The organism is Actinopolyspora sabaoui, assembly GCF_051225635.1.
GTDB lineage: Bacteria > Actinomycetota > Actinomycetes > Mycobacteriales > Pseudonocardiaceae > Actinopolyspora.
Genome location: NZ_JBMIHH010000001.1, coordinates 527,879 through 543,783, shown reverse-complemented (window position 1 = coordinate 543,783; position 15,905 = coordinate 527,879). Strand labels below are relative to the sequence as shown.

The 15,905-nt window shown below is 66.8% G+C and carries 15 protein-coding genes; 4 read left to right on the top strand and 11 right to left on the bottom strand.

The window, feature by feature from the left end:
- Positions 1-112 precede the first annotated feature (112 nt).
- The 10 genes from ACOQFL_RS02435 to ACOQFL_RS02390 all read right to left on the bottom strand — a co-directional run bounded on the left by ACOQFL_RS02435 (position 113) and on the right by ACOQFL_RS02390 (position 11,131).
- Positions 113-742: a hypothetical protein gene (locus tag ACOQFL_RS02435; RefSeq protein ID WP_435542422.1), complete on the bottom strand. Its 630-nt coding sequence runs from the start codon at positions 740-742 to the stop codon at positions 113-115.
- On the bottom strand, positions 739-2,628 hold the full coding sequence (locus ACOQFL_RS02430) for a type IV secretory system conjugative DNA transfer family protein (protein ID WP_435542421.1): 1,890 nt from the start codon (positions 2,626-2,628) through the stop codon (positions 739-741). The genes ACOQFL_RS02435 and ACOQFL_RS02430 overlap by 4 nt, the downstream gene beginning before the upstream one ends.
- Entirely contained in the window at positions 2,625-3,734 is a 1,110-nt protein-coding gene (locus tag ACOQFL_RS02425; RefSeq protein ID WP_435542420.1) for a C40 family peptidase, read from the bottom strand. Before ACOQFL_RS02425 ends, ACOQFL_RS02430 begins: the two co-directional genes overlap by 4 nt.
- Positions 3,731-5,059 (bottom strand): putative type IV secretion/conjugal transfer ATPase, encoded by a 1,329-nt coding sequence (locus ACOQFL_RS02420; RefSeq protein WP_435542419.1) that lies wholly within the window; start codon positions 5,057-5,059, stop codon positions 3,731-3,733. Before ACOQFL_RS02420 ends, ACOQFL_RS02425 begins: the two co-directional genes overlap by 4 nt.
- A gap of 182 nt (positions 5,060-5,241) precedes the next feature.
- Positions 5,242-6,753, bottom strand: coding sequence for an SCO6880 family protein (locus tag ACOQFL_RS02415; protein ID WP_435542418.1), 1,512 nt, complete (start codon positions 6,751-6,753; stop codon positions 5,242-5,244).
- A complete protein-coding gene (locus ACOQFL_RS02410) occupies positions 6,753-8,507 on the bottom strand; it encodes a hypothetical protein (RefSeq protein ID WP_435542417.1) in 1,755 nt (584 codons plus the stop codon). Before ACOQFL_RS02410 ends, ACOQFL_RS02415 begins: the two co-directional genes overlap by 1 nt.
- A complete protein-coding gene (locus ACOQFL_RS02405) occupies positions 8,507-9,340 on the bottom strand; it encodes a hypothetical protein (protein WP_435542416.1) in 834 nt (277 codons plus the stop codon). Before ACOQFL_RS02405 ends, ACOQFL_RS02410 begins: the two co-directional genes overlap by 1 nt.
- Before the next feature lie 2 nt (positions 9,341-9,342).
- On the bottom strand, positions 9,343-9,630 hold the full coding sequence (locus ACOQFL_RS02400; protein ID WP_435542415.1) for a hypothetical protein: 288 nt from the start codon (positions 9,628-9,630) through the stop codon (positions 9,343-9,345).
- Complete coding sequence (locus tag ACOQFL_RS02395; protein WP_435542414.1) at positions 9,627-10,685, bottom strand: hypothetical protein; 1,059 nt, start codon at positions 10,683-10,685, stop codon at positions 9,627-9,629. The genes ACOQFL_RS02400 and ACOQFL_RS02395 overlap by 4 nt, the downstream gene beginning before the upstream one ends.
- Before the next feature lie 104 nt (positions 10,686-10,789).
- The gene (locus ACOQFL_RS02390) at positions 10,790-11,131 is read right to left on the bottom strand and encodes a WhiB family transcriptional regulator (protein WP_435542413.1); all 342 of its coding nucleotides are present in this window, start codon (positions 11,129-11,131) and stop codon (positions 10,790-10,792) included.
- 583 nt (positions 11,132-11,714) lie between these two features.
- On the opposite strand from ACOQFL_RS02390, the gene ACOQFL_RS02385 reads away from it, so the two are divergent.
- The 4 genes from ACOQFL_RS02385 (at position 11,715) to ACOQFL_RS02370 (ending at position 14,760) form a co-directional block, all read left to right on the top strand.
- Entirely contained in the window at positions 11,715-12,128 is a 414-nt protein-coding gene (locus ACOQFL_RS02385; protein WP_435542412.1) for a helix-turn-helix domain-containing protein, read from the top strand.
- Between the two features lie 126 nt (positions 12,129-12,254).
- Positions 12,255-13,094 carry an alpha/beta fold hydrolase gene (locus ACOQFL_RS02380; protein WP_435542411.1) on the top strand — a complete coding sequence of 280 codons (840 nt, stop codon included), beginning with the start codon at positions 12,255-12,257 and terminating at the stop codon, positions 13,092-13,094.
- Positions 13,091-13,621, top strand: coding sequence for a hypothetical protein (locus tag ACOQFL_RS02375; protein ID WP_435542410.1), 531 nt, complete (start codon positions 13,091-13,093; stop codon positions 13,619-13,621). Before ACOQFL_RS02380 ends, ACOQFL_RS02375 begins: the two co-directional genes overlap by 4 nt.
- Positions 13,621-14,760: an MAB_1171c family putative transporter gene (locus tag ACOQFL_RS02370; RefSeq protein ID WP_435542409.1), complete on the top strand. Its 1,140-nt coding sequence runs from the start codon at positions 13,621-13,623 to the stop codon at positions 14,758-14,760. Before ACOQFL_RS02375 ends, ACOQFL_RS02370 begins: the two co-directional genes overlap by 1 nt.
- A 129-nt stretch (positions 14,761-14,889) precedes the next feature.
- Here ACOQFL_RS02370 and ACOQFL_RS02365 read toward each other — a convergent pair whose 3' ends face one another.
- Positions 14,890-15,864, bottom strand: coding sequence for a tyrosine-type recombinase/integrase (locus ACOQFL_RS02365; protein ID WP_435542472.1), 975 nt, complete (start codon positions 15,862-15,864; stop codon positions 14,890-14,892).
- Between the last annotated feature and the right edge of the window lie 41 nt (positions 15,865-15,905).

Sequence of the window (15,905 nt, the reverse complement as noted above, 5' to 3'; positions counted from 1 at the left end):
GCGGCCACGGTTGCCGTGCCCAAGGTGACCCCCGAGCGTGATGATCGGCGGGTCAAAGGGGTCGAGGTCGACATCCATTCGCAGAGGTGCATGACGGTTGCCTTTCGACGAGTTAGACGTTGTACTGCTGGGTCTCGTTGTCTCCAGTCGAGATCGTGTCCGTTTCCGTCGAGAACCGGTCGGTGCGGGCTGGCGCTCCGCTGTCGCGGTGGCGGCCGTCCAGACAGTGGGCGTGGACCCAGTTGGTCAGTCGCGCGGCGAATCCGGGCCGCCATTGGTGGTGCCAGTACTGGGCGTCGCGGACGTTGGCGGTGGCGCCGATGTTGGCGCGGCGCCAGGTGTAGGCCAGCGTGGCGATCTCCATCGCCAGGCCTGGATGGTGGCGCCAGCAGGGGGGTATCGGACGGGAGGATCCGCCTGGGATACCGACGTAGGTTGTGTTGTGCCAGGCCACGAAGTTCTCAACAGTCCAGAGGGGACTGTGCTCCTCGTCGCGGTGTTGGCGGTCTTCGGCGGCTGCGGGTGGGGTGTACAGCACCCAGGGGGCGGGCTGGTCTTCGACGGGATCGTTGTCCTCGGTGTTTTCGAGGGCTTCGAGCCGGTTGTCGAGGGCGTTGAGGCGTGTGGAGAGGCTGCTCACCACATCGGTGAGGGTGTTGACCTGTGCCTGCAGGTCTCGCAGTGTGCGGTCGGTGTCGGACTGGCGAAAGCGGGCGGGGGTGATGCCCTCGTCGTCGGTCACGGTTTTCCGTCCTCCTCGGCCACGGTGGGTGTGTTGCCGGGTTGTTGCGCGGTGGGCAGGGGGTAGCCACCGGGTGAGACGGGCGGCTGACCGCGACGGATGGTTTCGACGTCGGCGCGTAGCTGAGTCCAGTCACGGCGCCGGGTGACATCGACAGTGTGGGCGAGGATGGGGTCGAGGTGGCGGTGGAAAACCAAGACGCGGCCGCGGTCGAGGGTGCGCACGGCACCGGGGCGATAGGTGGGCACGGTTTCGGTGCCGATGGAGGTACGGGAGGTGCCCAGCAAGCCGTCGGACTGCTGCTGGTAGCGCCGTCGTTCGTGGTGGCCGGTCAGGGTGGAGGCCCACTCCAGGGTTTGGGGGTCTTTGATTCCTCCCCAGAGGGTGAGTGTGGTGGTGTTGTCGAGTAGTTGGCGCCGCCCGGTTTCCTCGTAGAGGATCTCCAGGTGCGCCAGGGATTGGGCGGCCCAGTCGATGCGGACCCCGCGTCCGGCGGAGTCGGCCAGGATCTCGGGCAGTCGTGGGATGGGGGTGGCGTCGAAGAGTTCGTCGAGCACGTTGGTGGCCGGTGGGTCCAGCCGCCGGTGCGGGTAGGACAGTGCCACGTCTTGTTCGGTGGTCAGGATGTCTTCGACCAGGGCGGTCAGGATCGGACGGACTTGGGCGGCTTGGTGTTCGCCTGCGATGAGGAACAGGGAGCCGTGGTTGTCGATGAAGTTGCCGACATCGAATTCCTGGCCCGGTTCGGGGGTGCACAGTTGTCGCAGCTGTGGGTCCAGCCAGGGTTCGATGACGCGGCGCACGCTCAACCACACCGCATCCGAGGTTTCGGCGACCATGCCGATCTCGGCTCGTAGGTTGTCGGCCAGTTCGGGGAATCCGTAGTGGCGCAGCAGTTCGACCGGTTCCTGGTCGGGCGGTTTGGTGATGGCCCAGGTGACCAGGTCCCCCACGCTGCGGTCGTCGTGGGCGGCGGCGATGAGATAGCTCTGCACCACGGTTTTGGCGCGTTCACGGAAGACCTTGTCGTTGCCACCGATGTTTTCCAGCCCGACGGCGGCGGCGTCGACGAGGGTTTCGGCCCGTCGGCGGGCGACGGTGAACTCGGTGCAGCCGGTGATCGGGGAATAGCGCACCCTCGCGGGCCAGGAGACCTCGCCGGTGGTGTCGAACACCAGCACCGGCCCGGCCTGCTCGCGGCGGGTGCGGGCCAGCGCGGCGAATTCGACCAGGTCCGGTTTGGTCGTCGAGCACAACAGTGCGCCCGGGGCGGACAGGGCTTTGTGCACCAGGTCGGTGCGGGATTTGCCCGACTGGGTGGGAGCGAACGCGCCGGTGGGGTTTTCCAGTGGGACGCACAAACGCTGGCGGTTCGGCCCGCGGTGCAGCGGGACGGCCAGCTCCTCCAGCGGGGCGCGGCGTCGCTCGCGGGGGCTGAGTCCGGGGCGGGTCCAACGGGCGGTTCGGCGGGCGGCCTCCGGTGAGAGTTCGCGGCGGATGTCCTCCCGGGAGGCATGCCCCGGGGTGGAGGGTCCGAATCGGCGCCAAGCCACCACGATCCCTGTGGTTATCACGGCAGTCCCTGTGGCGAGTATTGTCACGGTGACAATCCAGTACAGGTCGGCCTGGCCGGTCAGTGCCGTTTCCCACGGGGCACCGAGTCCGGCGGTCGGCTCGGTGGGGTGGGTGAGCACGCCGAGTGTTCTGTGGACCCACGTGTCGAAGCTAGGAACAGCCCAGGGGCCGCCCGCCAGCGTGGTGGCCACGGCAACACCGGTCATCAAGGCGGCGGCCAGGGCCAGCAGCGCACCGAGCACCGCGACCAGCAATCCCATCAGCGCGAGGTCGCGATCGGTGGCCGGTGACAGTCGACGAGGTGTGCTCATGTCCGATTCCCTTGTGGCGCAGTGGGTTCGGCAACGCGGCGGATGGCGACGATGTCGTCGTTCCAGGCGGAGAGTTTCTCGAGGATGACGCCGGTGTCTGTGTCGTAGGCGTTGACGATGAGTCCGTGCCCGGCGTACAGCCCCACGTGTCGGGGGTTGGCCGGAGAGCCGAGCGAGCCGGGGATGAACACGAGATCGCCTGGGACCAGTTTGGCGATGGAGCCGACCGCGCGTCCGTCGTGGACCTGGTTGGTGGTGCCTGCCGAGATGCCCACCCCGGCATGTGCCCAGGCGGCCTGGGTAAGCCCAGAGCAGTCGAACGCGTTGGGTCCTTTGGCGCCCCACACGTACGGCGCGCCGAGTTTGCTCAGTGCGTATTTCACGGCCGCGCGGCGGCGCGGATCGTCGGGCAGGGTGAAATCGTCCGGGATCTTCTGCGGATCCAGCGGCAGGTCGGAGCCGCCCCGGTTGGCACAGCCCAGCGCGGCCCGGTGCTTCTCGCCGGTGTCGCTACCGGTGTCGGGAGGCTCGTCGGCGCTGGGGGGTGGGTTGTTCGGCCCTGTCCAGAACCGCCGCATCAGCGCCCGAGCGGGTGGTTCCTGTGGGGCGTAGCGGTCGGGGTAGGCGCTGTGCTGCACTGCCTGCTGGGCCCGGCCCGGCGGCATGGAATACCACCCGTCGAGGGCGAGGAGATGGTCGAGGAACTCGTTGGTGGCATAGACGGGGTTGAGGATCTGTTCCGGGCTGCCCCAGTTTTTACTGGGGCGCTGTTGAAAGAGCCCGAGACTGTCACGGTCGCCGTGGTCGAGGTTGCGTAGACGACTTTCGACGATGGCGGTGGACAGGGCCAGCACCGCCGCGCGCTGGGGCAGTTCACGGCGCATCACCACGGTGGTGATGGTGCGGGCGTTGGTCAGCTGCGCGGAGGTCCAGTGTCGCTGGCCGATCTGCTGGGGCGGGCCGCCCGGTCCACCGACGGCGGCGCACGTTCCGAGTACGGCGGCCGCGCCGCCGGTGACCGACAGGAAGATGAGGCCGATCAGGGCCATCGGCAGCACGACCAGGAGTACCAGTGGGGCCGCGATCAGGCCGAGTTTGCCGCTCATCGCATCTCCCCACCGTTTCCGCGCAGGTGGGCGTTGGTGTCGAAGGCGTGCTGTTCGACGCGGGAGAGGACGGTTTGGACTTTGTAGCCGGGGCTGTTTTCCAGCTTCCACAACGCCCGGCCGGTGCGTTCCATGCACCAGCCGGTGGTGACCTCGGATTCTTTGGTTGACAGAGCGAAGTCTCCCGCCAGCTCGTCGGCGACCCGGGTGGATTGTCCGAACAGGATCCGCGTGCTGCACAGGGCCAGCAGGTCTTTGGCGATGGCGACCTCTTGGGAGCCTGCGCTGCCGACGGAGAGGAAATCGCTGGGTTTGTGGCCGACGAGGATCTGGATTTTCTGCTCGGCGCGGGAGAGCCGCAGGTCCGAGTCGACTGCTTGCACGGCTTTCGAGCCCAGCCGCATCTGGCGCCAGACTTCGTCGCGTACGACGATGCGGATCTCGCCGTCGTCCTGCAGGTCGGTGATCATCGACGACCACGAGCCCAGGCAGGTCAACGCCACCGCCACGGCCTGGTCACCGCGGCCGCGCAGTCGGGAGAGGTCCATGGACTGGATCGGGGCCTGCCAGTCCAGGTGGAAATTGGTGGGTTCGTCGAACAGTCCGGACAGCGGGCCGGTGATGAGGTTGGCCAGCGCGTCGGTGATCGGCCGCAGAGTGTCGAGGAACTGGCGCCGGTCGGCGAAGCGGGTCTCACGCCAGAGCTGCTCGTCCGGATCGGCCAGTTCGCGCTGCACGTCGGGAATGGTGACCGGGCGCAGCCGCCTGGCGCCGTCGGTCGTGCCGAGCAGTCGACGCAGCACCTGGGCCAGCACGGCCTCGTCGGTCACGGTGGGCGCGTAGCCCTGGGCTTCGGCCAACGCGACGAGGAGCTTGACCCACCGGGCCAGCAGCGCGTCGAGTTCGTCGCGTTGCCGCTGGGCTGACCACGAATCCCACCGGGTGGCGATCGGCCCCAGGTCCAGCGCGTTGAGGCGGGTGGACAGGCCCCGTCCCAGCGCGATCGGGCTGATTCCCAGTGCGCGCAGCAGAGGTGAGTACTCGCCTTTCACATCGCCGGAGATCAGTGTTTTGGTGCCGAACAGCATCATGCGCAGCAAAAAAGCGACCACGGTGCTGCTTTTGCCCCGTCCTGGTTCGCCGAAGACGACCAGGTTCGGGTTGGTGGTCAGCCCGCGCAGTACCCAGTCGACGGGATGGGCGTAGAACGCGCTGCCGGACAACGTGTCGTAACCGATGCGGGCCCCCACCGCCGGGATGCCGTTGGCGGCCAGCAGCGGGAACAGTCCGCCGATCTCGCTGGTGGTGGCCTGATACACCGTCATCGGCGCGGCGACCGGGGACCACCCGTGCCCGGGGCGGGAGCGGCCGCGACGGGGAGCCCGCGGCCGGTTAATCCGCTCACCCCTCGAAGGCGGCGGTGTGGGGTGTGCTAGTGAGGGAATGTGCGGCAGGGTCTGGCCGGTGTCGCGGAGCAGTTGGGCGGCCCCGCGTGGGGGTGTGCGGGTCACAGCAGACCTCCTCGGACGTTCGGGAGTCCGATGCCGAGTGGCAGGCAGGCGGCCACGAATGCGCTGTCCTGGGCGAGATCGAGTCGTAGTAGGCGGAACCGGCCGGCGGCGTCGTTTTCCAGCCGGGCGGCGTGATCCTCCACCGACCGGTCAGCGGGCACGGTCACCGCCGCGGCCGCGGCGTAGCGCACGAGCGAGTGCCCGGCGGCCACGGCTTGTTCCTGGGCTCGGGCTCCACCGGCTTCGCGGTCGTCGGCGGCGCTGGCCGAGAATCCTTTCGACGCTTTGTAGTCGCGCATCACTCCGGAGCGGAACCGGTAGCCCTGCACCGAGCGGGAGGCAGCACGTGAGCCCAGCACCTCGTAGTGCATCGCCAGGCACCGGCGTTCTCCGGCGGATTTGACCGCCAGCAGTGGGGCGAGTGAGCCGAATACGGTGCCGGCTTCGGGCATGAGCACGCTGTAGGAGACCGTGGAGTAGGCGTCGTGGTCGTAGCGCCGCCATCCCGGCGTGGGGGCCTGGGTCGGTCCCGCCGCGGCCAGGGGCATTCCCATCTCGTCGGTTTCCGATCCGGTCAGCTGCCCGGCCCGCAACGCCGCCGAACTGTCGGGGTTGAACCCGGTGCGGATCGCCTCGGCCAACCCGCTGCCGGACAGCCACTCCACACTGTCGGCCCCGAGGGCTTTGAGCGGGTCTTCGAGACCGTCGAGCACGCGGTAGAGCACCCGTGCGCGGCCCTCGACTCCGCCTCCGGCCGCGGCGGCGGGTTTGCGTAGTGCGTCCTCCGGGCCGGACACCGTCACGAAGACCTCGTGGCGCACCGAGACCGCCCCGATGGTGCGGTCGAGTTCGTCGACCGCGCGGCGGGCCAGATCCGGCGCCTCGGCCACATCGTGGCGGGAACGCCACACCTCGTACTCGGTGCCGTCGTCGGGCACGGTGCGCACCAGCAGCGACAGCCGGTCGACGACGTCGCGGTGCCCGATCGAGAGCAACATGCTGCCCAGCCGAGACGCCAACCGGTCACACTCCTCGGCCGAGAGCAGCCCCACCCCGGTGTGGGTCACTCGGGCGGTAGCGCCCCATCGTCCTTCGCCGGTGTCGTGGATCAGGCATACTCTTCCGTGGTGCTGAAACACCGGACCGTCCGGAAACGACACTCGTTGAAGCACACCGGGCAAATCCGGTTCGTTCGGATCATCCAACTCACCGGCAGCAGCGCGGGACTGCCAGCGTGACCACCCCAAGGCCGCCCCGAGCTGGTACAGCAACACATGGGCCAGCCACCGCAGCGCCGGGCGGCCCCGTACCGGCACCACCACCAGTGCCGCTGCGAGCCCGCACACTCCGGCCAGAATCAATGCCCGCAGGAACTGTCCGGCTGAGACGGTCCACAGCACCGGCACTGCCAGAACAAGGCAGGCTAGCGCCTGCGCGGGGGACAGCCCCATGATCCAGCCGGGTTTTTCCCGCCGGGCCAGGCCTCGATAAATCCGTACGCTGCTCATCAGGTGATCACCGCCGTATCCGTTGACTGTTCGGCACCGCTGCCACCGCTGCTGGCTCCGCCTCCGCCACGGGGACCACCCCGTGGGCCGTCGCCGCTGGGAGGTACTCCCCCACCACCCGGGTCCTCGTCACCGTCGTCATCACTGGGGCCTGTCTCCGGTGGCCCGGGATCGACCGGACCGGGTGGCTCCGGTGGGAAGGAGTGCTCGTCAGCCGAGCCCGGCGGCGGTGGGGGTCCGCCCCCGCCGCCGGTATCAGGCGGGGCGGTGGCGCCCTCTGGTTCTGCCGCACCGGCAGGGGCGACCGCATCGCCCTCACCCGCCTGGTCGGCCTCTCCTGTCGGCTCGTTCTCCGAGGTGGGGCCATCTCCCGCCCCCGCTGCCTCGGTAGTGGGTTCGGAGCGCACCCCTGCGGATGGGGCGGCCTCGTCGCCGGTCGAAGATCCCGAGCTCGGCCCGACATCGGGCTGGCCCTCCGGTGTTGACCCTTGGGGACCGTGCCCGTCCGAAGCGGTGATCGCGCCACGGTTGGCCGAGTCTGTCGGCGGGGAGACCGAGGATCCACCGCTTTCGCCGGAGGAAAGTGCCTGCCCAGCTGCCGCTGCTGCCAGCCCCACTCCGCTGGCCGCGCCAGCGGTACTTGCGGCCACACCGGCGGTACCCGCGGACGCACCGCCGGCTCCGGCAGCATCCGCCCCGGCGGTGGCCAGGGCTTGGTCGAACCGCTGCGTGGTCGCGTTCTCCAGCGGCCCCTCACCGCCACCACCGGACATGTCGTTGTCGCCACCGCTGCTGGTGCCGCCGGTGAGCTTGTCGCGTGCCATCGAGGCGGCCTTGAACGCGGGGCTGTTGGCCCCGTAGGAGTCCAGACCGGCCGAGGACAACCCACGGCGAAACGCCGCGCCGGCATCGGCGTTCGGGTCGACGAACGCGAACAGCTTGAACAACGGCCACGGGGCGACCAGTGAGATCATCAGAACCCCGATCCCGGCCAACAGTCCGGACACCCCGTTCGAGCCGGCGTGGATGGCGATGCCGAGTACCAGCGTCAACGCGAGCACGGGTTTCATGGCGATGCAGGCCAGCATCCAGCGAGTGGTGGTCCAAAACCAGTTCTTGCTGACATTGGCCAGCAATCCGGCCGCGGTGATCGGGATCGTGACCACCAGCACGTAGATCGCCGCCTCGCGAAACAGCATCTCCAGCACGAAGCCGAACCCGGCGGGGATCACCCCCATCACTGCGCATATCCCGAGCAGATACGCTTTTTCCGTATCCAGGGCGGTGTCGAGAAACGAGCTGGCCTCCAGCGCGTCCTGGAAATTCGACACATTCAGCCCGTAGTCGAGAATGCCTCTGGTGATTCCGTCGGCGGCGGCCAGAAACCCACCGACCATGCCCGTGGTCACCGCCAGCGCGAGCCCGTACTGCATCGGCCCTGTAACCAGGCGCAGGAATCCGCTGCCGCCGCGCAGGCTGGTCATGACCAGCTGCCAGCAAAACAGCCCCAGCGCCAACGCTCCGGACAGCCACAGCATAATCGGCCACAACACCGACACCGGCTCGGTCCGAGGGTCCACCGTGAACACCGAAAACCGGTCGGCGACGATGAACGCTCCCCGCAGCAGCGCCAAACTGGCTTCCCACATGCTGCGCATCGCCTTTTCGACGGACGAGACCAGCAGCTCGCCCAGCTTGTTTCCAAGCCCGTTGCCGATGTCATCGAACGGCCATACCCACAGTGGCCAGCGCATCAGGCCTCCTCGATCGGTTGGTATCCGGCACGGACCGCTTCGACGCTGCCCGGCCACGCGCTCGGCGCGGCCGCCGGCAACGGGCCCGGCGAGAGTCGCCAGCTCCCCTCGACACGGCGGAGTGCTTGGCAATCACCCACCCCGGCCGAGACGGTCCGGCCGTGATACGTCACCGAGAACTGCCCCAACACACACGCCACGACGTACCGCCCCTGGTCGGTGGTGCCTTTGATCTGGGCGTGAGTGATCTCGTAGTCGGCCCGCAGCCCCGCCACCGAACCGGTGGGCCGCAGCCCCGCGCTGTCACGCATCGAGGTGAGCACCGCATACAGCCCCGTGGTTTCCGGGTTCGGAGCACCGGTGATGGCGAGCTCGCGGTAACCGCGGGCATAGGTGGCCGGATCAGCCCCACGCATCACCGCCTCATCCAGCGCGGCCAACTGGGCCAGCGCCCCCTGCGGTGTGGCGGGAAATCCGGTGGGGATCCAGCCTCCCCGACTGCTGTCTGGCGCAGGCAGCGAGATCGGCTGGCCCGCCGTGTCGGTGCTCACCGCATGGGGCTGCGCCGCCGCCGGTGGTAGTTGCGCCATCTCCCGCCGGGCCAGTCGATGTTGGGCGGCCACCTCCCAGGCACCGCTCCCCTTCCCCGGCGTCAGAGAGGGGGTGGGCGGGGCTGTGGACGGTCCCGGCGCCGACCGATTCTCGGTGAGCGCGCGAGCGGTCACCAGTGCCGCGAGCAGCACCAGTACCGCCAGCGCCCCCAACGCCGTCGACAGTCCCAGCTGGGCACGGCGCTGCCGAACTCGTTGCTGCTGTGGTGGGGTCTTCTGCATCGTCAGACCCCCGCGAAATGCGTGAGCAGTTGATATCCGATGCCGTACAAGATTCCGCCACCGAGGGCGCACAGCATCATGACCACGCCGACCTTGCCCGCGCGGTGGTGATCAACCCACCGACCGCCGGCCCAGACCAGCACTCCGACGAAAAAGCCCACCAGCAGGGCCACCCCGGCGCCCCATTTGATGTTGCCCACCACCCCCAGGATCTGTTCGGACCCAGGTGGGGCCTGCGGTTCCGGATTCGGAAGTTGCGCGAGAATCGGCATCAGGGATTCCTGGATCATGCTGGGCGTTCCTTTCTGTTCCGGCGGCGAACAGCACGCCGCGAGGTCGCCGGTGAAGAAGCAATGAGTCCCCAACGGCTCAGCAGCGGCGTGATCGCCGCATTGAGCCGTTTCGGAACGGGTTCAGCGGTGATGCCCTCCACCGCCACGGTCGAGTCGTGCGGCAGGAACACCGCCTCCTCGAGCAACGCCGCCAGGCGCAGCCCGGCGGCCCCGGTCACCCCGGTGGGCCACGACGCGGCACCGACCACCACCAACTGGATCGGAAGTGTGATCACCCCGGCCTCGTTCCACGCCTCCAGCCGGGCCAGCACCTGCTCGGCCTGCGACAGGCTCGGACGACTCGCCCGGCACACCAGAACCGGACGAACGGGCGGGCCCCCGCTCCGTAACCACGCACCGGGCCCGGCCAAGGGGTGCGCGGCCATCCGCCACGCGTCGTGTCCGATATCGACAACGGTGGCGTCGACCACCCCGTTGGTGGGTTTGAAGAACCGGGGCGGCGGCACCATCCCCGGCGTAAGCACCGGCAACTCGGTCTCCAGCCGCGCCAGCATCGTGGACTCGTCACGCCAGGAATGCCGAACGCGCACCGATTCGTGCGGACCGACCTCCGCCGGCCCCTCCACAGGTGCGGCCGTGGCCAACCCCGACCGGACAGGCTCGGCGGTGTCAACCAGCAGCACCCGTTGCCGCAGACTGCTCAGAGCATCGGAGAGCACTGCCGTCACGAACGAGGCCCCCGCTCCGGGCGACCCCGACAGCACCGGAATCACGGCACCGAAGCCGGACCAGTCGGCTACCGCGTCGCTGACCGGTGCCAGCCCTTGCCGTTGCACCGCAGCCGCACTCGCCGCCGTCGCCGCGGTGATCCGCTGCCCTGCCGCAGTACCGTGGTTAGCCGTAGTGAGCTCTCCGGATTCCACCGCAGCGACCACATCGGCTGTGGGCAGGTCCTGCCAGCTTCGGCAAGCCAGTCTTGTCAACGTCCGGTCGCGCTGCTCAACCCCGCCAGTAGAACTTTCGGAATCGTGATCGACCCATTCGTTGCTCATGAAGTCATCCCTTCATCAGGACATGAGATCAGATTCAACCGAAGCGACAATTTCCCAAAAACAAAAACGAATTCGAATCAAAAACAAGAGAACAGAAAATGCTGTCACTCACTGAAGCGGGAGATCGAGAGCAGTTTGACCACCATGTCTTCGACAGGGTCGCTTTCACAGCATGTAACGCCAATAGCTTTGTCGATCAGCTCTTGCCGATCGGCGGCACACACTCCGCCCCAGATTCCCCAGCACATCTCGGTACACAACTCATGAGTGACTCCGACAGTAAGACACTCGGTTTGCACCGGACAGCCGGTGCAGGCCTCACGCGCCTGCCTGCGCTGGATTTCGCGGGCCGACGGACCTCGTGGCTGCTCCCGAAACCACGCGTCAGCATTGTCCGCCGACACGCAGACCCCGTATTGGCTGACCAGTTTCATGAGATCACGCAACGACATACTCCTCGGATGTACTCCACAGAAGACAGATCGCGCCCTACCCGGACTCAGAACGCACAGGAAGATATGGCAGAAAAAACGCGGCACCAAGTGCCATCGAACAGCACCGACCAAGAAAACATCATCTTGGCCAGATCCGTTCCGATTTCATGAGCGACACAAACCACAAAAGTTTCCTGCCACGACATGCACCTGACCTGATACCGGAATTCGGGGATCATGATCAGACAGGCACCATGAACGAACCAGTGGTGCGGTTATTCGCTCTTTTCTCCTCTCGTCGAGCAGAGCGTCGATTGGTTCCTACGCCGTGTTCGATCGACCTGATGATCGAAGCACCTTCTGTTGGCCAGCTCTCGGATTAGCCGCACAGCAGTCAGCCTTGGCGTCCACTGCTGTGCGTCCGCGCCCAGGGGAGCACCACCCCGGATGGCCTATATCGTCGATGGCTCTTGTCCGGTATCCTTGACAGCGCAACCTTGAGAGTAGGTACCAACAACAACGCTGTCAAGTTTAGTCGACAGTTGATATTGCTGGTCAGGCTTTTACGACACTCTCGTGAGAGGTGGTGAGGACAGTGACCGAGCCCGGAGCAAACGCGGCGGGTGACACGTTCGCCACCAAGCTGAACCGGCTTTTCAGCAGCGTAAAACGTGAAGACGGTACCTCTTACGGCAAGCCGGAGGTAGCCGAGTTCATCGGCGTGTCGCGCGGCTATCTCTACGACCTACTGAAAGGTAAGAACGAGCCAAGCCACTCCGTCGTGGTCAAGCTCGCCGAGTTCTTCGGAGTCGAGCTGGAGTACTTCGCCGACACCGAACGTGGCCGCGACCTCAACCAGCAACATGATCTGCTGGCGAAGCTTGGCGAGCAGAACGTACGCCAGATCGCGACGCGTGCCAGCCAGCTCTCAACGGATCAACTGCGCAGCGTCATGGACTTCATCGACTTCCAAGCTGGTCGCCCCGGAGAAGACCACTCGTCCGAGTGAACCTCTTTTCGCTGACGTGTCGCTTCTCGGTGTTTTATCGTGAGGCTATCCTTGGTCTAGACAACCAGACACGCATCGGTGGTCCTTTTCTGTGACCACGCCACGTTACTGCTCATATTTGGTTCGATGGGGAAAGCGGGAACGGTGCAAGCACATCGGGGAATGGTCACGGTCGGCGACGCTGAGCTCTATTACGAGATCCGCGGTAACGGCACTCCGCTGCTGATCATTCAGGGGGGATTGAGCGAAGCGGGGACCACGGAACAGATCGCTGCGGAGTTGGCCGAGCACTATCAGGTGATCTCCTATGATCGTCGTGGCCTCTCGCGCAGTTCCCTTCCTGACGGGCAGGCGCAGGCACCGGTCACGATGGGGACTCATGCCGATGATGCGGCAGCGCTGTTGGCTACGGTGACGGCTCAGCCCGCCTATGTGGTGGGGCCGAGTATTGGTGCGGTCATCGGGCTGTTTCTGGCTCTTCGACATCCCGAGCGTGTGGCGATGCTGGTCGCTCACGAACCGCCGATGCTCTCACTGGTGCGGGATCCGGATCAGGAAACCGGGCTGGCCGAGGTTGCCGCACTCGCCGAACAGGATGTTCACGCCGCGATCCAGCACTTCGTCACGTTCGGTGGTAACGAATCGCCGGCGTGCGAGATGGGAGCCCAGGCAGGGACGCAGGTCGGTGATGCCGAGGCGAATCTACAGTGGTTTTTCACCCACGATTTCCCCGCTGCCCGACACGCCAGTCTCGACATCGAGCAGCTGTCGTCCACCCCGGTACCGGTTATCCCTACTGGCGGGGACGACGGCCGCGAGCGGTGGGAATACCGCTGCGCCGAACAGCTCGCCCGACTCCTGCCACGGCGGCTCGTCGAACTACCCGGTGGGCACAACGGCCTGGTCAGCCACCCCTGGGCCAGCGCGGCCGCACTCCGCAAGCTGTTCACGGAGCACGAGATATGACCGGCGATGCTCGTAGCTGGCGCAACGACCTTCACCTGCGGTGCGGGGTCCGTACCCTGCTGCAAGAGCTACACCTCGACACACCGCTGGACATCCAACTGCTGTGTGACCGACTGGCTCAACGCAGACAGCGTCCCCTCAAACTGGTGCCCTATCCCCTCCCCACCCCAGGGGTGTTCGGGCTGTGGGTCGGCACGGGCGATACCGACTACATCCTCTACCAGCGCGAGACCACACCCGCTCACCAAGAGCACATCATCCTGCACGAAATCGGTCACATCATCTCCGAGCACAGCAGCGACAACAACGACGAGGACGTGTGGAACCACCTGTTCCCGGACATTCCTCCTGAGATGATTCGACGTGCGCTTCGTCGGGACGGCTACGGACCCGCCGCCGAACGGGAAGCCGAGATGGTCGCCACCGTGATCAAGGAGTGGGCGACCCTGCTCGACCACCTCCGGTTTCCACAGGGGAAACGGGACCAATTGAGCCGCGCGTTCGACGACCACCAGGGGTGGCTGTGATGCTTGCTCCCAATCTGCTCATGTGGGCCGCAGCCGTGATCGCCGCAGCATGGAAGCTCTCCCAGCTGATCCGCCTCCCGCACGATCAGGGCTTGCGGGTGGTCACCCTGTGCACGATCCTGGTCGCCGTGGCCCTGTCGGCACAGCTGGCCGTCAGCATTCCCGGCCTTTCCGGGATGTTTCCCAGCCAGTCGCCGAAGTTGCTGCAGAACGTGCTGCTGACGTTCTTCTTCGCGCTGCTGATCGTGCTGCTGCGCTCCGCTCTTCTTCCGAATGTCGCTGTGTGGAGAAGCTACGCGGAGATCGCGCTAGCGTCCCTGGCCAGCTTCGGACTAATGCTGGCGTTTGCCGCCACCAGCGTGGAATGGCGCGGGGCCAGCTATCCCGACACGAGCCAGCATCCCGGTGTCCTGGCCTTCTACCTCATCGGCAATCTCTACATGAGCTACGCCACCGCTCGCGGTGCCTGGCTGTGCCGAGCCTCGGCGAGGCAGACCTACTCCGGGGCCCGACAGAGCCTGACCGTGGCCGCCCTCGGGCTCACCGTGTGTTTACTGGGAACACACCTGCCCCGTGTGCTGTCGACCACCGGCCGACTACTGCTGGGCACCGACCCCGTTCCCGCAACAGCACACTGGACACCACCCCTGCTGGCCATCGGAATCGGCCTCTTCTTCCTCGGCATCGGCTACCCCGGACTGCGCACCGGCATCATCAAAGCCCGCCTGTGGATCACCATGCGCCGCCACCACCGACAACTCCGCCCACTCTGGGCAGCGCTGCACCAACACTTCCCCACCATCGCCCTGTTCACCCCACCCACCCCACGCCGCGAAACCTGGCAACTGCGCCACATGCGACTGCGCTACTACCGCCGCATCATCGAATGCCGCGACGGACTCGTCTGCCTCAGCCCCTACCTGCCCGAACCCATCCACCCCAACCACAGCCCCGCACACCAAGCACAACTCGTCCACACCGCCCTCACCACCACCACACGCATCCAAGCAGCCCTCCCCTCGATCATCGCGGCACCAGCCACCCACGACACCAACGCCGACACCCACCACCTCCTGACTCTCGCCCACGAATACACCCAACTGGCCAACACCCACCCCACCAGCACAACGGCCCCATAAGCGAGCACCCTCCACGCGGTTCCGCTTGCCACCCGAGAACGAGGTCTGCCCGCTTGGCGGCGGGCAGACCTCGGAGGGAAAGAGGAATACCGTTGTCCGGAAAAGGACCGCAGACAGGAACGTGACTATCTAGCCCGCCGGGGCCAGTGGGTGGTCTTCTCCGGTCAGGGCGCTCAACGCTGTGGCGATTTCGGGTAGCCCGGCGCGGACGTAGGTGGCAGTGACTCCGCTTTCGCCCGCGTGGTCGGTGTGGCCGGCGTAGGCCCGTGCCACCGCGTAACCGAAGTGGCGCTCCACCCACGTCAGGGTGGTGTACCGCAGCCAGTGCGTGCTGACCTGCTGCGTGGCCACCCACGACACGTGCCGCCCCAACCGGTGCCACAAATGGTCATACCGGCGATGCGTCAACGGGTTACCACCGCGGTAGCGCAGCACCCTCCCGTCACCGGACACGTGCGCACCCCGCTGATCGGCGTGCTCCCGCAGATGCCGCATGAGTGTCGGTGAGACCGGCTGCCACCGCACCGTGTCGTTCTTCTCCCGCAACAACACCAGACACTGCTGCGGATCCAGATCCCCGACGGTCAACGCCAGGGCACCCCCGCGGCGGCAGGCCGTCTCGGTGTGCACCCGCAACAGCAGCGTGTCCAACGCGGGATCGTTACCCGTGGCCGCGGCCACCCGGTTCAACTCCGCCACCGGCTGCTCCCCCAACCCCCGCCGCGTACTCGGCAACCGACGCGGCATCGCCACCCGCCGGGCCGGATCCTGCGACTCCGACAGCAGCCCATCGGCCACCGCGTGCCGATACACACACCGCAACGCCGCGATACAGTGCTCCACCGCACTGCGCCCACCCCGCGCGTTGCGCCGCACCACCCGCTGCGACCGCACCCGCTCAGCCAAGTGCTTGATCTCCGACGCGGTGGGCTCATCCAACCGCCGAGAACCCCACAACTCCAGCACCCGCTTCCAATACGAGCCATACACCCGCCTGGTGCCCGCCGACACCGCCTGCTCCACCACCGGCACATACTCGGCAAACGTCGGCACCACGCAGGACTCCGCCGCAGACCCCACCAGATCCTCCGGCGCCACCCCCATCCGCGCCAACACCAACCGAGCCGCCTCCACGTCGGCACCAC

What these genes read in the sequence shown, in the direction of transcription:
- ACOQFL_RS02415 (WP_435542418.1), bottom strand. Translation starts at nt 6,753, where the DNA reads ATGAGCAGCGTACGGATTTATCGAGGCCTGGCCCGGCGGGAAAAACCC.
- ACOQFL_RS02365 (WP_435542472.1), bottom strand. Translation starts at nt 15,864, where the DNA reads ATGGGGGTGGCGCCGGAGGATCTGGTGGGGTCTGCGGCGGAGTCCTGC.
- ACOQFL_RS02400 (WP_435542415.1), bottom strand. Translation starts at nt 9,630, where the DNA reads ATGATCCAGGAATCCCTGATGCCGATTCTCGCGCAACTTCCGAATCCG.
- ACOQFL_RS02380 (WP_435542411.1), top strand. Translation starts at nt 12,255, where the DNA reads ATGGGGAAAGCGGGAACGGTGCAAGCACATCGGGGAATGGTCACGGTC.
- ACOQFL_RS02395 (WP_435542414.1), bottom strand. Translation starts at nt 10,685, where the DNA reads ATGAGCAACGAATGGGTCGATCACGATTCCGAAAGTTCTACTGGCGGG.
- ACOQFL_RS02375 (WP_435542410.1), top strand. Translation starts at nt 13,091, where the DNA reads ATGACCGGCGATGCTCGTAGCTGGCGCAACGACCTTCACCTGCGGTGC.
- ACOQFL_RS02420 (WP_435542419.1), bottom strand. Translation starts at nt 5,059, where the DNA reads ATGACGGTGTATCAGGCCACCACCAGCGAGATCGGCGGACTGTTCCCG.
- ACOQFL_RS02410 (WP_435542417.1), bottom strand. Translation starts at nt 8,507, where the DNA reads ATGCGCTGGCCACTGTGGGTATGGCCGTTCGATGACATCGGCAACGGG.
- ACOQFL_RS02430 (WP_435542421.1), bottom strand. Translation starts at nt 2,628, where the DNA reads ATGAGCACACCTCGTCGACTGTCACCGGCCACCGATCGCGACCTCGCG.
- ACOQFL_RS02370 (WP_435542409.1), top strand. Translation starts at nt 13,621, where the DNA reads ATGCTTGCTCCCAATCTGCTCATGTGGGCCGCAGCCGTGATCGCCGCA.
- ACOQFL_RS02405 (WP_435542416.1), bottom strand. Translation starts at nt 9,340, where the DNA reads ATGCAGAAGACCCCACCACAGCAGCAACGAGTTCGGCAGCGCCGTGCC.
- ACOQFL_RS02425 (WP_435542420.1), bottom strand. Translation starts at nt 3,734, where the DNA reads ATGAGCGGCAAACTCGGCCTGATCGCGGCCCCACTGGTACTCCTGGTC.